The organism is Neisseria sp. P0001.S007 (assembly GCF_051963655.1).
Classification (GTDB): domain Bacteria; phylum Pseudomonadota; class Gammaproteobacteria; order Burkholderiales; family Neisseriaceae; genus Neisseria; species Neisseria subflava_A.
The window spans coordinates 100,697-115,120 of sequence record NZ_JBQCUB010000009.1 but is presented as its reverse complement, the minus strand read 5'-3'; the positions used below and the strand labels follow the sequence as shown (position 1 = coordinate 115,120).

General features: G+C 49.4%; 15 protein-coding genes. 7 read left to right on the top strand and 8 right to left on the bottom strand.

All coding sequences use genetic code 11. From position 1 onward, the window contains the following. Positions 1–106: 106 nt before the first annotated feature. Together dsbD and folE2 are read right to left on the bottom strand one after the other, a co-directional pair. Positions 107–1,912 (bottom strand): protein-disulfide reductase DsbD, encoded by a 1,806-nt coding sequence (gene dsbD, locus ACTHRE_RS09010; RefSeq protein WP_070644886.1) that lies wholly within the window; start codon positions 1,910–1,912, stop codon positions 107–109. Between the two features lie 218 nt (positions 1,913–2,130). Next, positions 2,131–2,904 (bottom strand): GTP cyclohydrolase FolE2, encoded by a 774-nt coding sequence (gene folE2 / locus ACTHRE_RS09005; protein WP_377072645.1) that lies wholly within the window; start codon positions 2,902–2,904, stop codon positions 2,131–2,133. Between the two features lie 178 nt (positions 2,905–3,082). On the opposite strand from folE2, the gene ACTHRE_RS09000 reads away from it, so the two are divergent. From ACTHRE_RS09000 to ACTHRE_RS08985, 4 genes are all read left to right on the top strand, one after another. Further along, entirely contained in the window at positions 3,083–4,240 is a 1,158-nt protein-coding gene (locus ACTHRE_RS09000; RefSeq protein ID WP_049344451.1) for a trans-sulfuration enzyme family protein, read from the top strand. 70 nt (positions 4,241–4,310) lie between these two features. Further along, entirely contained in the window at positions 4,311–4,754 is a 444-nt protein-coding gene (locus ACTHRE_RS08995; RefSeq protein ID WP_377072647.1) for an META domain-containing protein, read from the top strand. A 98-nt stretch (positions 4,755–4,852) separates the two neighbouring features. Further along, complete coding sequence (locus tag ACTHRE_RS08990) at positions 4,853–5,632, top strand: ferredoxin--NADP reductase (RefSeq protein WP_377072648.1); 780 nt, start codon at positions 4,853–4,855, stop codon at positions 5,630–5,632. Between the two features lie 77 nt (positions 5,633–5,709). Beyond that, positions 5,710–6,711, top strand: a complete 1,002-nt coding sequence (locus tag ACTHRE_RS08985; protein WP_377072650.1) for an adenosine deaminase — start codon at positions 5,710–5,712, stop codon at positions 6,709–6,711. 54 nt (positions 6,712–6,765) lie between these two features. On the opposite strand, the gene ACTHRE_RS08980 is transcribed toward ACTHRE_RS08985, so the two are convergent. Together ACTHRE_RS08980 and bioB are read right to left on the bottom strand one after the other, a co-directional pair. Beyond that, positions 6,766–7,245, bottom strand: coding sequence for a DUF302 domain-containing protein (locus ACTHRE_RS08980; RefSeq protein ID WP_003680761.1), 480 nt, complete (start codon positions 7,243–7,245; stop codon positions 6,766–6,768). 131 nt (positions 7,246–7,376) lie between these two features. Next, on the bottom strand, positions 7,377–8,429 hold the full coding sequence (bioB, locus tag ACTHRE_RS08975) for a biotin synthase BioB (protein ID WP_004519884.1): 1,053 nt from the start codon (positions 8,427–8,429) through the stop codon (positions 7,377–7,379). A gap of 217 nt (positions 8,430–8,646) precedes the next feature. Between bioB and miaA the strand changes: the two genes are divergently transcribed. Genes miaA through hpnC form a run of 3 tightly spaced genes read left to right on the top strand, consistent with a single transcriptional unit; the run spans position 8,647 to position 11,183 of the window. Then, positions 8,647–9,588, top strand: coding sequence for a tRNA (adenosine(37)-N6)-dimethylallyltransferase MiaA (miaA, locus tag ACTHRE_RS08970; RefSeq protein WP_377072652.1), 942 nt, complete (start codon positions 8,647–8,649; stop codon positions 9,586–9,588). Between the two features lie 3 nt (positions 9,589–9,591). Next, entirely contained in the window at positions 9,592–10,314 is a 723-nt protein-coding gene (tadA, locus tag ACTHRE_RS08965) for a tRNA adenosine(34) deaminase TadA (protein WP_377072654.1), read from the top strand. Positions 10,315–10,367: 53 nt separating this feature from the next. Continuing rightward, entirely contained in the window at positions 10,368–11,183 is an 816-nt protein-coding gene (gene hpnC, locus ACTHRE_RS08960) for a squalene synthase HpnC (RefSeq protein WP_440344990.1), read from the top strand. A 48-nt stretch (positions 11,184–11,231) separates the two neighbouring features. On the opposite strand, the gene htpX is transcribed toward hpnC, so the two are convergent. From htpX to ACTHRE_RS08940, 4 genes are all read right to left on the bottom strand, one after another. Continuing rightward, positions 11,232–12,071, bottom strand: a complete 840-nt coding sequence (gene htpX, locus ACTHRE_RS08955) for a protease HtpX (protein WP_440344991.1) — start codon at positions 12,069–12,071, stop codon at positions 11,232–11,234. A 192-nt stretch (positions 12,072–12,263) separates the two neighbouring features. Next, positions 12,264–13,172 carry an oxygen-dependent coproporphyrinogen oxidase gene (hemF, locus tag ACTHRE_RS08950; RefSeq protein ID WP_440344992.1) on the bottom strand — a complete coding sequence of 303 codons (909 nt, stop codon included), beginning with the start codon at positions 13,170–13,172 and terminating at the stop codon, positions 12,264–12,266. Between the two features lie 184 nt (positions 13,173–13,356). Further along, a complete protein-coding gene (locus tag ACTHRE_RS08945) occupies positions 13,357–13,740 on the bottom strand; it encodes a hypothetical protein (protein WP_002219725.1) in 384 nt (127 codons plus the stop codon). Between the two features lie 129 nt (positions 13,741–13,869). Further along, positions 13,870–14,403 (bottom strand): C40 family peptidase, encoded by a 534-nt coding sequence (locus tag ACTHRE_RS08940; RefSeq protein ID WP_070827048.1) that lies wholly within the window; start codon positions 14,401–14,403, stop codon positions 13,870–13,872. Positions 14,404–14,424 lie beyond the last annotated feature (21 nt).

The following is a 14,424-nucleotide window of genomic DNA, read 5'->3' as shown; positions in this document are numbered from 1 at the left end:
GCCCCTTTGTTAAAGGGGCTTTAGTTATGTTAAAAATGCCCCTGTGATAGGGCGCAATATATAAGGCCGTCTGAAAATCTGTTTTCAGACGGCCTTTTTATAGACGCTATTTCTCGTTTTTGCGATACCATTCGATGAAAGCATCGGGTTTGACAAAGCCTAATAAGGGTTCGCTATGACTGCCGTCGGCGCGGACAACAAACACGCCCGGAGGACCGAAGAGGCCGTATTCTTTCAGTAAGGCCTGATGGTCGGGAGTGTTGGCAGTTACGTCGATTTGGAAGAAGCGCTGCATATCGACCGCTTCGTGTACCTGCGGTTGGTTGAGCGTGTAGGCGGCCATTTCTTTGCAGGATACGCACCAGTCGGCGTAGAAATCAATCAGCACGGGCTTGCTTGGGTCGGCTTTCAAGGCGGCATCCATAGCGGCTTTGAGTTCGCCGACATCGGTAAACATTTTGCCGTGGTCGGTTTCTTGTCCGGCTTCGGATGGCGGGACCAGCGTTAAGAAGTGGTGCAGGGCGGTGGTTTGTTTATTAAAGCTTTGCCAGCCAAACCATGAGCCGCCAATCAGCAGTAAAAAGCCCAATACGGCGGCAACTGTTTTCAGACGGCCTTTTTGTTTGCCGGATTTCGCCAAAAGCATAAGGGCGGGAACAATCATCAGCAAGGTGTAGAGGCCGACTACTGCGAAATAAGGCAGATGCGGTGTGGCAAGGTATACGGCAACGGCCAGTAAGATGAAGCCGAATGCGTATTTGATGCCGTTCATCCAGTCGCCTGCTTTAGGCAGGATATGGCCGCCGAATGTGCCGATGATGATGAGCGGCACGCCGGTGCCGAGCGCTAATGCATAAAGTGCAAGGCCACCCAATACGGCATCGCCGGTCTGGCCGATATAGCCCAAAGCAAATGCCAGCGGAGGCGCAACGCAAGGGCCGACAATCAGCGCGGACAAAATACCCATGATGAAGACGGAAATGATTTTGCCGCCGGAGAGTTTGTTGCTTTGGTTTTGGAAATAGGATTGGACGGAGTTGGGCAGTTGGATGTTGAAGAGACCGAACATGGACAGCGCCAGTACCACCATCAACGCGGCGGCAGCAAGTACGACCCACGGCTGTTGTAGCCATACGGTCAACAGCGCGCCTGTCAAACCGGCAATCACACCGACCAAGGTATAGGTCAATGCCAAACCTTGTACATACACCATAGACAAGATGAACGCGCGGCCTTTGCCGGCTTTTTTATCGCCCACGACAATGCTGGAAACAATCGGCAGGAGTGGATACATACAGGCTGTAAAGCTTAAGCCCAAACCTGCGACAAAAAACGCCAACAGGTTGGCGTTTAAAGTATCCCAAGAGAGCTTGAAGCGGCTGCTGTCGGGATTGTTTGTACTGGGTTGCGTGGGCATTTGGCCGTCTGAAGAGGCGGACGGTTGCAAAAAGCGGTCTTTGGCAGAAACCGGCTCGTCGCTTTGCGGCTGGTAAACCCCGTTGCCTTTTACGTCAAACTCGGTGTCCACAGGCGGATAACACACACCCACTTCGGCACAGCCTTGATAAGTCAGTGTCAGTTTGTATTGCGGTACGGCTTGTTTGTAAGGCAGGTTAACCTGTGCAGTATGGTGGTAAACCGTTTGTTTGCCGAAGAATTCGTCTTCTTTTTCTTCGCCTTTGCTGAATTTGGGTTCGGCCAAGACTTTGTCAGGATTGGTCGCAGCAACGATTTTGGACTGGTACATATAGTAGCCGTCAGCGATCTTGAACTGAACGCTGATGCCTTGATCGGTTACATTGACTTGAGGTACAAAGGCTTGCTCTGGAGGCAGCAAATCATTGGCGTCTACTGCGAATGCGAAGCTGCTCAAGCCTAAAAATGCAATGAGGAAATAAAGGAATTTTTTCATAGTATCTACGGAGATGCCGTTGAGGAACCGTCATTATAAATGATGGAAAAAATAAACGGCTTAATTTATGTTAAATATTGCGAGAGAAATCTAATGCTTTTGAATTATATCGAAATAGAGTTGCCCATATATGACCGATAGTCTCATGTTATCGTTCAATCTATGCCAAAGGCCGTCTGAAACTTTCAGACGGCCTTTATTTCTATTCGGCTCGGCTTTTAAGGATAAGCGATATAAGCGTAAGCGGAATGGTTGTGTATCGATTCGAAGTTTTCGCTTTCGACAACAAACGACTCGATGCGTTTGTCGGCAATCAGCGCAGTGGCTACATCGCGAACCATGTCTTCGACAAACTTCGGATTTTCGTACGCTTTTTCCGTTACATACTTCTCGTCAGGGCGTTTGAGCAAGCCGTAGAGCTGGCAGCTTGCTTGCGCTTCGACGTAATCGATAATTTCTTCAATGCCTACATCTGCGTTTGCAATCAGGCTGACCGTCACATGCGAACGTTGGTTGTGTGCGCCGTATTGGGAAATTTCTTTGGAACACGGACACAATGAAGTAACCGGAACCATCACTTTCAGGCTGTGGCTGTATGTACCGTTTTTGATTTCGCCGGTCAGGGTGACATCATAGTCAAGCAGCGATTGGATGCCGGAGACAGGCGCACTTTTCTTGCGGAAAAACGGGAAGGAAACGCTGATTTTGCCGGAATGGGAATCCAACAGGGCAACCATATCGGCGGTCAGTTTGTGCAGCGTATCAAAATCCAAAGCATCGGTTTGTTTTTCCATCAGGGCGACAAAGCGCGACATATGCGTGCCTTTTTGGTCGGCAGGCAGAAAAACCGTCATGGTCAGGCGGGCGACGGTGGATTGTTCGCCTTCTTTGCTTTTAAGGGAGATTGGAAAGCGCAGGCCTTTAATGCCGACCTGATTAATCGGCAGGTTGCGTAAATCGCGGCTGGATTGCACGTCTGCAATGGCGTTCATGCGTGGTATGTCCTTCATGATAGGATTGTTGAGATGCGTGTGGAGGGAATCGGCTCGTGTCGGCCGATTTGCAAATGCGAGATTATATCACTTGCTTTATCTGCCTGCATTGATTGTTTCTATTTTTCAGATAGTGATAAAATCTTCGATTATTCACATCTATATAGGCAGAGACCCAATGAAATTCGCCACGAAAGCCATCCATTCCAGCTACGATTGCGACGAACACAACCGTGCGCTGATGCCGCCGATTTATCAAAACAGTATGTTTGCGTTGCACGAGATTGGCGAAAATGTGCCTTACCGCTACTCGCGCCTGAGCAACCCGACCCGTCAGGTCTTGGAAGATACCGTTGCCGATTTGGAACATGGTGCGGCCGGCTTTGCATTTTCCAGCGGTATGGCGGGGATTGATGCCGTGTGGCGCACTTTCCTGCGCCCGGGCGATACCATTGTCGCAGTCGCCGATATTTATGGCGGCGCTTATGATTTATTGGTCGATGTTTATCAAAAATGGGGTGTGAACGTTGTTTTTGCCGATTTGGGCAATCCAGATAATTTGGACGAGCTGCTCAAAGCGCACAATGTCAAACTGGTTTGGCTGGAAACGCCGTCCAATCCGCTTTTGCGCTTGGTAGACATCAAAGCGCTTGCCGCGAAAGCCAAAGCGGCTGGCGCGCTGGTTGGTATTGACAACACCTTCGCCACGCCGTATCTGCAACAGCCGTTGGATATGGGTTGCGATTTTGTGTTCCATTCCGCTACCAAATATTTGTGCGGCCATTCCGACGTATTGATGGGCGTAGTCGTTGCCAAAACCAAAGAGCTGGCTCAGCCTTTGCACGACATGATGGTGCATACCGGCGCGATTGCAGGCCCGATGGACTGCTGGCTGGTGTTGCGCGGTATCAAAACGTTGGCTCTACGTATGAACGCCCATTGCCAAAACGCACTCGAAATCGCGCGCCGTTTGGAAGCCCATCCTGCCATTGAAAAAGTGTTCTATCCCGGCCTGCCGTCGCACGAACATTACGAACTCGCCCAAGCACAAATGCCCAAAGGCATTGGCGGCGTGGTTACGGTTTATCTCAAAAACGACACGCGTGAAGCAGCCAATAGCGTGATTAAAAACATGAAACTGGTCAAAATGGCTTCCAGCCTCGGCGGCGTGGAAAGTCTGGTCAATCATTGCTATTCCCAATCCCACAGCGGCGTGCCGCATGATGTGAAAATGGAAATGGGCATCAAAGTCGGCCTGCTGCGTTTCTCTGTCGGTATCGAAGATGTGGACGATATTTGGAACGATATTTCCAAAGCATTGGATACGACTTTGTAAATAAGGCTTAAAGGCCGTCTGAAGGAGGATAGTTTTTCAGACGGCCTTTAGCAATAATTAAGGAATGGATATGAAAACATTATTCGGTGCATTGATGAGTATGGTAGTTTTGGCAGCTTGTACATCTCCTTCAGCATCTCAGACTGAACAAGCCTCTAAAGCGCAGGTACAAACTCAACAAGCTGCGCAACCTACTTTAGCCGCCAAATGGCGTGTTGTCGCTTTCAATAAATTCACTGAAAAAGAATTGGCAGATAAAAACGCCTATTTGGATTTCAGCAAAATGCCTAAGGCTTATGGCAATATGGGTTGCAACGGTATGATGTTTCAAGCGAATGTAATCGGAGCGGGCAAAATTGATTTTGGCCATATTGCGGTAAGCATGATGCTGTGTGAAGACATGAAGCTGGAAGATACGTTTTTGCGCAAACAAAGCGTGTGGAACTATCGTTTTGACGGTAACGATTTGATTTTGGAACAAAAAGTCATCAGTATCCGTTTGCGCCGTGAATAATCTTAAAGGCCGTCTGAAAATAAATATTTCAGACGGCCTTTTGAATCTTTATAATAAGCCCTATTTGAAACTGATACCGAATATCAAGGAAACCTATTATGGCAGCTTCTCCAGAAGCCAAGTTTACCGAAGAAAAAGTCTTGTGGATCAAACACCATACGCCCAAGCTGATGACTTTTACCATCAGCCGTCCCGAGTCCTACCGTTTTTCGGCAGGGCAGTTTTCGCGCCTTGGTTTCCGTGACGGCGAGGGCTTTATTTGGCGCGCGTATTCTGTCGTGTCTGCCGAATACGCCGATACGCTTGAGTATTTCGCGGTATTAATCGAAGGCGGCCCGATGTCGGCGCGTTTTGCTGCGATGAAAGAGGGCGATACTATTTTGCTGGATAAAACGGCTACCGGTTTCCTCTTGCCCGAGCGTTTCCCCGACGGCAAAGATTTGGTTATGCTCTGCACGGGTTCCGGCATTGCGCCTTTCCTCTCCATTATCGAGCAGCCTGAAATTTGGCAGCGTTTTGACCGTTTGGTTTTGGCGCATTCCGTCTCTTATGCTGATGAGTTGATTTTCAACCAGCGCCTTGCTGATTTGAAAGAGCATCCGCTGATTGAGGAATATTTCCATAAATTCACTTTTGTTCCGGTCACTACGCGTGAGGAAACGGAAGGCGCATTGAGCGGCAAACGGATTCCCGAATTGCTGAAGAATGGCGGCTTGGAAGAAAAAGTCGGCTTTAAGTTTACCAAAGCCGATACGCGCTTTATGGTTTGCGGCAATCCGGCAATGGTCAAAGACACTTTCCAAGCCCTGATGGATTTGGGCTACGCTATGCACCGCAACCGCATCCCCGGCGAAATCATGATGGAAAATGGTTTTTAACAGGTAAATGTTCAAAGGCCGTCTGAAAGTTTCAGACGGCCTTCAATATTAAATATAAACCGAAAATTAGAGAAAATATGAATATCAAACAAATTATCCAAGCCCTGCCCAAAGCAGAGTTGCACGTCCACATCGAAGGGACGTTCGAGCCGGAGTTGATGTTTGAAATCGCCAAGCGCAACCACATAGCGATTCCTTATGAAAATGTCGATGCGGTACGGCAGGCTTATGATTTTCACAATTTGCAGTCGTTTTTGGATATTTATTATGCCGGTGCCGGCGTATTGTTGCACGAGGCGGATTTTTACGATTTGACCCGCGCGTATCTTGAGCGTTGCCATGAAGACAATGTCGTGCATACGGAAATATTTTTCGATCCGCAAACCCATACTGTGCGGGGCGTGGCGTTTGAAACCGTGATTAACGGCATTGTCCGTGCCTGCCGTGAAGCCGGGCAGCAATGGGGCATAAGCACGCGTTTGATTATGTGTTTCCTGCGTCATTTGTCGGAAGAAAGCGCATTTGAAACCTTAAATCAGGCTTTGCCATATAAAGAACACATCATCGGCGTAGGCTTGGATTCGAGCGAATTGGGGCATCCGCCGTCTAAGTTTGAGCGCGTGTTTGCGCAGGCGCAGGGTTTGTTGACGGTGTGTCATGCTGGAGAAGAAGGCCCGCCCGAATATGTTTATGAGGCTTTGGACTTGCTGCATGTCCGCCGTATCGATCATGGCGTACGGGCGGAAGAAGATGAGGCTTTGATGGCGCGTTTGATTGCAGAGCAAATGCCGTTGACCGTTTGCCCGTTGAGCAATTTGAAATTAAAAGTGTTCCCTGAAATGGCGAAACACAATTTGCGCCGTATGTTGCAACGCGGCGTGTTGGTAACCGTCAATTCCGATGATCCGGCATATTTTGGCGGCTATATGAACCGCAATTTTGAAGCGCTTGCCGAGGCTTTGGATTTGAGTGCGGAAGAAATCAAAAACTTGTGCGCCAATTCGTTCCGCGCTTCGTTTTTGAGCGAGGCGGAAAAGGAAGAGTGGATACGGAAGATTGAAGGTTTTGATGCTGAATAACGATAAAAGGCCGTCTGAAAAAGTTTTAGACGGCCTTTTATGTCGGCGACGGGCTTATTCGCCTACGGTTTTTTGTATCAGTTTTTCGGCGTTTGCCAAAGTGTTTGCCACTTCGTCAAAACCGATGCGGCTGCCGGCGATGAGGGCGCGCGTATCGGTATAGGCGGCGCGTACTTTGCCGTCCGTTTCGGTAACGAGGACGCGCAGGGGCAGTTGCAGGGCGAAGGCGGGGTCTTTGACCATCAGCGGCGTGCCGGCTTTGGGCGTGCCGAAGACGATGACTTTTGCCGGCTGCATCGTTAAGCCGTTTCGGCGGGCGGCTTCCTGATGGTCAATGACGGCAAAAATGTCCATTCCTTTGCTTTTTATGGCGGTTTCAAGGCGGCTGACGGTTTCGTCAAAGCTGTATTTTGAGGTGAGGGTATGCGTGGTCATAGCGGTTTCGTTTTGGGTGGACGGTTCGCCGGTAGGATGTGCCGAAGCGGTTGAAATGCAGAGTGCGGATGCGGCAATCAGGGGGAGTATGTGTTTCATCGTATTTCCTTATCGGTTTGTTTATCAGGCTTCGGACGGGGCGGCACGCGCCGCGCCTGATGTTGCGCCGCGTGCCGGAGTGCCGTATGCCGTCTGAAAGCCTGTCCTTTCAGACGGCATTATGATGGCGGTTAATAGTCGACTTTGATTTTGGGCGTTTCCTGAGCGGCTTTGTATTCTTCTTCCAATTCAAAGCGCAGCGGATACAAATTCAATTTTTCCATCAGCAGGCGGTCGCCGTCTTCGTCCGGATTGCCCGTAGTCAGCAGCTTGTCGCCGTAGAAAATCGAGTTTGCGCCAGCCATGAAACACATGGCCTGCATGGATTCCGGCATATTGCTGCGGCCAGCGGACAGGCGGACGTAGCTATGCGGCATGGTAATGCGTGCGACGGCGATGGTGCGGACAAATTCAGTCCAGTCCAAATCTTCGGCATCGGCCAGCGGCGTGCCTTCTACTTTAACCAACTGGTTAATCGGCACGCTTTCAGGTTGCGGGTCGAGGTTGGCAAGGCTGGCAATCAGGCCTGCGCGTTCGGCGCGGGTTTCGTTCATGCCGACGATACCGCCGCAGCAGACTTTCAAACCGGCATTGCGGACTTTGCCTAAAGTATCCATGCGGTCTTCGTGTTTGCGGGTGTGGATGATGTCGTTGTAGCGTTCGGGGTCGGTGTCGAGGTTGTGGTTGTAGTAGTCCAAACCGGCTTTTTTGAAGTCTTCAGCCATGCCGTCTTCGAGCATGCCGAAGGTGCCGCACACTTCCATGCCCAAGCCTTTCACCGCGCTGATGATTTCGGAAACGACAGCCACGTCTTTGGGTTTGGGGCCGCGCCATGCCGCGCCCATGCAGAAACGGCTGGCGCCGCGCGATTGGGCAATTTTGGCTTTTTCGACGATTTCGTCCACATCCATCATCTGCTCTTTGCCCAGATTGGTGTTGTGGTGTGCCGATTGCGGGCAGTAGGCGCAATCTTCGGGGCAGCCGCCGGTTTTAATGGAGAGCAGGGTGGAAAGTTGGATTTCGCGCGGGTTGAAGTTTTGGCGGTGGATTTCGGCGGCTTGGAAAACGAGGTCGAGGAAAGGCAGTCCGAACAAAGCCTCGACATCGCATTTTTTCCAATAACGCGCAGTCGGATGCGGCTTGCGCTCGGTTTGACGGCGCAAGGCTACGGGAGATACGGTCATAGTGTGTTCTTTCGTGTTTACAGCGACGCAGTGTCGCTGACGGCTTGACTGCCGGCGCAATGACGGCAGCAGCAGGTTTGAAATCAATATAAAAGGCCGTCTGAAACGGCGCAGCAAGTGTAACGCTTTTGATAATGTAGAGCAAATGTTTCAGACGGCCTGAAATATGGTTTGCCCGGGTTTGCTATAATCGCATTTTTAATTTTTCCGTTTTCTTATGAACGCGCCCAAAGCCTTCGCCGTACTCGGCCCGACCGCCGGCGGTAAAACCGCACTGGCCTTAAATATTGCCCAATCGCTGCCGGTGGAAATCATCAGTTTGGATTCCGCACTGGTGTATCGCGGCATGGACATCGGTACGGCCAAGCCGACTGCCGAAGAGCTTGCCGCCGTACCGCATCATTTGATTGATATTATTTCGCCGCTGGAAAGTTACAGTGCGGCAGATTTTGTCGGCGACTGCGTGCGCTTGGTGAACGAAATACATGCGCGCGGTCGCTATCCGCTGATTGTCGGCGGCACGATGATGTATTTCCACGCGTTGACGGAAGGTTTGAACGACTTACCTAGCGCGGATGCGGCAGTGCGCGCACAACTTCAGGCAGAAAAAAACGAACACGGTTTGGCAGGCCTGTATTGCCGTTTGCAGGAAATTGACCCGATTACGGCAGGCCGTCTGAAAGCCAATGACAGCCAGCGTATTGAGCGCGCTTTGGAAGTCTATCTTTTAACCGGCAAGCCTTTGAGCGAACATTTCACAGAACAAAAGCAGGCCGTTCCTTTATTAGATTTATGCACGGTTGCCTTGATTCCCAAAGACCGCCATTTGTTACATCAGCAAATCGAAAAACGCTTTTTAAATATGCTGGAACACGGTTTCCTAGATGAAATGCACACCTTGCGCCGCGATTATCCGCAGCTGCATGCCGATATGCCGTCTATGCGCTGCGTGGGCTACCGTCAGGCTTGGGATTATCTCGAAGGCGAAACCGATTATGATACCTTTGTCGAAAAAGGCATTGTCGCCACGCGCCAGCTTGCCAAACGCCAGTTGACCTGGTTGCGGAAAATTCCTTTGGCGCACACGTTAGATCCTTACGCAGACAGCGATTATGTTCAGACGGCCTTAGCCTTGGCGCGTCAGCATTTTCAGGAATAATCCATGCTGACCACGCCACCACTTGCGCCTAAGACGTTGGCCGCATTAAAAAAATTGGGTATTCGTACACTGGAAGATTTACAGGAAATCGGCGCAGTCCGCGCATTTCTATTGCTGAAAGCGTCGGGTTTGACCGTAACCAAAAGCACCTTGTGGCAACTGGACACGTTGGTTTCGGGTGTGGATGTCCGGCATATTTCCGAGGAGAGAAAGACGGAGCTGGGCGAGGCCTTGAAAAACCATCCGCCTGTTGCTGTTTTTCCTTCTCAAAACGATATGGAAGCCTTTATGTGGCTGGCGATAGAACAGGCCAGACAATCGGCGGCCTTGGGCGAGGTGCCGGTTGGCGCAGTCATCGTATATCAAGGCGAAGCAATCGCTGCGGCACATAATACCTGCATTGGCGACCACAATGTCAGCCACCATGCCGAAATCAATGCACTTTCCGCCGCTGGTAAGGCCTTGCAAAACTACCGTTTGGAAGATTGCGACGTATACATCACATTAGAGCCTTGCTCCATGTGCGCATCTGCCTTGATACAGGCGCGGGTCGGGCGCGTGATTTATGGTGCGGCCGAAGCTAAAACCGGTGCGGCAGGCAGCGTGGTCGATTTGTTTGCCGACAAACGTCTGAACAAGCATACTGCAATTTTGGGCGGCATATTGGCAGAAGAATGCCAAAACGTATTGCAGGATTTCTTTGCGGCCAAACGTAAGGCCGTCTGAATTTCAGACGGCCTGTCAGCAAAAACACTTTATTTTAAATTTTCGGATTTCCCATGTCAGTCAATCATTACGAAAACTTCCCAGTCGGTTCCATTGTGCTGCCGCGCCGTTTGCGCAAGCCGATTCACGCCGTTTACGCTTTTGCACGGACGGCGGATGATATTGCCGACGAAGGCAATGCCGAAGCAGCCGAACGCCTGCGCCAACTGGATGAACTGAAGGCAGAGTTAGACCGCATTGCACAAGGCGGGAAACCGCAAACGGCTTTGATGCAGCGTTTGTACAACGAAGCGATTGAGCCGTTTCAATTACCGTTGCAGCCGTTTTATGATTTGCTGGCGGCGTTCAGTCAGGATGTGGTCAAAACCCGTTATGAAAACTTTGGCGAATTGATTGCCTATTGCCGTTTGTCCGCCAATCCGGTGGGGCGCATTATGCTGCATTTGTACGGGCAAACCGATGAAGTGAGCATGGCGCAAAGCGACGGCATTTGCACTGCCTTGCAGCTGATTAATTTCTGGCAGGACGTGGCGGTAGATTGGCAGAAAGGGCGCGTGTACATCCCTCAGGAAGATTTGCAGAAGTTCAAAGTCAGCGAAGAGCAGATTGCGGCCGGCAAAGCCGACTTTGCTTTTCAACGACTGATGGCACATGAGTGCCAACGTGCTTTTCAAATGCTGAAGGCAGGCTCGCCGTTGGGCAAAACCCTCAAAGGACGAATCGGTTTTGAGCTGCGCATGATTATTGTCGGCGGCCAGTTGATTTTGCAAAAGCTGGACGGTTGCAAATATGACGTGTTTAACCAGCGCCCGCTGTTGGATAAGAAAGACTGGATGATTATCATCAAGCGGGCTTTGATGAAGAAATAAAAAAAGGCCGTCTGAAATTGATGTTTCAGACGGCCTTGATGTTTTCGACTAGCGGTTTTTCAAACGGTTGATGCGGTTGTCCAAAGAAGGATGGGTGCTGAACCAAGAATCTTTGGCTTCGCTGGCAATGCCCATTGCCGTCATGGTTTGCGGCAAATCGCTGGGGTTGCCTTTCAAGCGTTGCAGGGCGGCAATCATTTTCGGCGCGCCCACCAGTTTTGCAGCGCCCGCATCGGCGCGGTATTCGCGTTGGCGGCTGAACCACATCACGATGATGCTGGCGAGGAAGCCGAATACGATCTGCAATACCATGCTGACCATGAAATATGTACCTTGCGACGTACTGCCGTCATTGTTGCGCGCCACTATACTGGAAACGATACGCGCCAAGAAGACGACAAAAGTATTCACAATACCTTGAATCAGCGTCAGCGTTACCATATCGCCGTTGCCAACGTGCGCCATTTCATGCGCCAAAACGGCTTCGACTTCATCGCGGGTCATGTGGTCGAGCAGGCCGGTGCTGACAGCGACGAGCGAGCTGTTTTTGGTCGCGCCGGTTGCAAAGGCGTTAGGCTCGGGAGAGTCGTAAATGGCGACTTCCGGCGTTTTCAGATTCCATTGGCGGGCTTGCGCTTCAACAGTTGCCAACAGCCAAGCTTCTTCTTCGCTTTGGGGCTGGTCGATGACGACGGCGCCGACCGAATGTTTGGCGATGGTTTTCGACATCAGCAGGGAGACAATCGAGCCGCTGAAGCCGACGACTGCGGAATAAGCCAACAGGCTGCCGACTTGGTCGGTGCTGTTGATGCCCAATATGGCCAAAATAACACGGATGACAACCAGAACTGCGATATTGGTTGCGATAAATAAGAAAATGCGTTTCACCGATTATTCCTTTTTAGTGTGGTTTGTGAGGTGATTTTTATATGGGCGCATTGTCTCAAAAACTCTATAGAGATGAAACAGCGCAATAGGCAAAGGTATGCAAATTCAAAGCAATTGAAGAAAAGGCCGTCTGAAAAAGCAGTATTTATGGTTAAAAACAGCCTTTCAGACGGCCTGTATTGCAAACAGATATTATTTTCCGAATTCCTGCAGCCAGTCTCGCGCTACTAAAAATTGATTTAATGCGGCCTCTGGAGAACCTTCTTCCGGCACATATTGATACTCGAAGCGTACCAAAGGCGGCATGGACATCAAAATGCTTTCCGTACGGCCACCGCTTTGCAGGCCGAACAGCGTGCCTCTGTCCCAAACCAAGTTAAATTCCACATAGCGTCCGCGACGGTAGAGTTGGAAATCTCGTTCACGTTCTCCATAAGGCGTATTTTTGCGTTTGGCCACAATCGGTAGATACGCTGCGATATAGCCTTCCCCGACCGCCTTGATAAAATTCAAGCAGGTATCGAAATCCCAGCGGTTTAAATCGTCAAAAAACAGGCCGCCCACGCCGCGTGTTTCGTTACGATGTTTCAAATAGAAATATTCGTCACACCATTGTTTGAATTCAGGATAAACCGATTCGCCAAATGGCGCGCATACGTCCCGCGCCACTGTGTGCCAATGCACGATATCTTCTTCAAAAGGATAAAACGGCGTCAAATCAAAGCCGCCGCCAAACCACCAAACCGGCTCGGCATTTTCAGGATAGGCAATAAAAAAGCGCACATTGGCATGGCTGGTCGGAACATAAGGATTTTTCGGATGAATGACCAGCGACACGCCCATGGCTTCAAACGCAGCGCCTGCCAATTCCGGACGATGGGCCGTGGCAGAAGCCGGCATTTTTGTTCCCTTTACATGCGAAAAATTCACACCGGCCTGCTCGAATACTGCGCCGTTTTTCAATACACGGGTTTCGCCGATACCCAGCTTCCCAGTCCATACTTCATGCACAAATTTGGCTTCGCCATCTTCTTGCTCCAGCGCGGCGCAGATTTGGTTTTGCAGTGTTTTGAGGAGGGTTAGAACGGATTCTGTGTGCATGATATATCCTTGATGGTTTCGTATTTGTAAAATGACAGGGCGGAAGATGATTTAAGTTGTTGAAACTAATTGTTATTTTTCTGTTTCTTTATTATGGGTAAATTTTTGCATAGGCGTATCTTGCAATCAAGCGTTACTCATCGGCAATAGATTGAAAGGTATTACGGGGTTAAAAATACAGTTGCTACTCTTGCTGCATGATATTGGCAAGATTTAATTTAAATGTTTGTTGAATCTTGTTTACATCCTTAGCAAAAATATGATAGTCACTCGAAGAATAGATAGATTTTATTCTATCCAAATTAGTTTGTTGATAACATTTTTTCATTTCCGCGATGAAAAAATTATCTTTTCCTCTTTCATTGAGACAGTTATTTTCTAACAGATAGATTGCCCATGCTGTAAAAATAAATGTACTATCTTCCGGATATTCAGATAAATAAATTTCGAATTCAATTATAGAATATTCAGCTGCTTCAATTAATGTTATATCTAAATCTCTGACAAATTTTTCCGTTATATTTTTAAATAATTTCTTGAATTCTATATAATTTTTTATTTTTTCCATGATTCTATTTTCCTGTAAAAATATTTAATTAAATATTTGGATAGCGATTTCTAAACTCTAAAATAACATTGCTGCAAGATTGACAGGCCTTTAATGATGATATTGCGATACCTTTCAGACGGCCTTGATTTATTCAGTAAAAAAAGTATGTGCGCCCAAATAGTTTTTTGCGTAGAACGGAGTGGAAAGTTTTTCGGTTTTGATGGTTTTACCGCTGCTGGGGGCGTGAATAAATTCGCCGTTGCCGATGTAGAGGCCGACATGGGAATATTTGTGTGCGCCGCCGGTATTGAAGAAGACAAGATCGCCGGCTTTCAATTTGCTGTCGGGAATTTTTCGGCTGGCTGCGGCCATATCGCGTGCGGTGCGTGGCAGATTGACGTTGAGGGCGTTTTTATAGACGAATTGGATCATGCCGCTACAGTCAAAGCCTGTGGCTGTGGTGCTGCCTCCCCATTTGTAGGGCGTACCGATCAGGCCTAGGCTGTGAAGCATCAATTCCTGCGAACCTTGGGTGTGGTCGATATGGGAAATGCGGACAGGTTGGATTGTTCTGGCGGTTGTTTGCGGCTTGTGGGATTTATGCTTGCCAGTGGTGCCGCAGGAGGCCAACAATAAGCAGGTGGTACAAACAAATAGGGTTTTGCAGATGAGTCGAGACATGGTGAATTCCTCCGGCTGCAT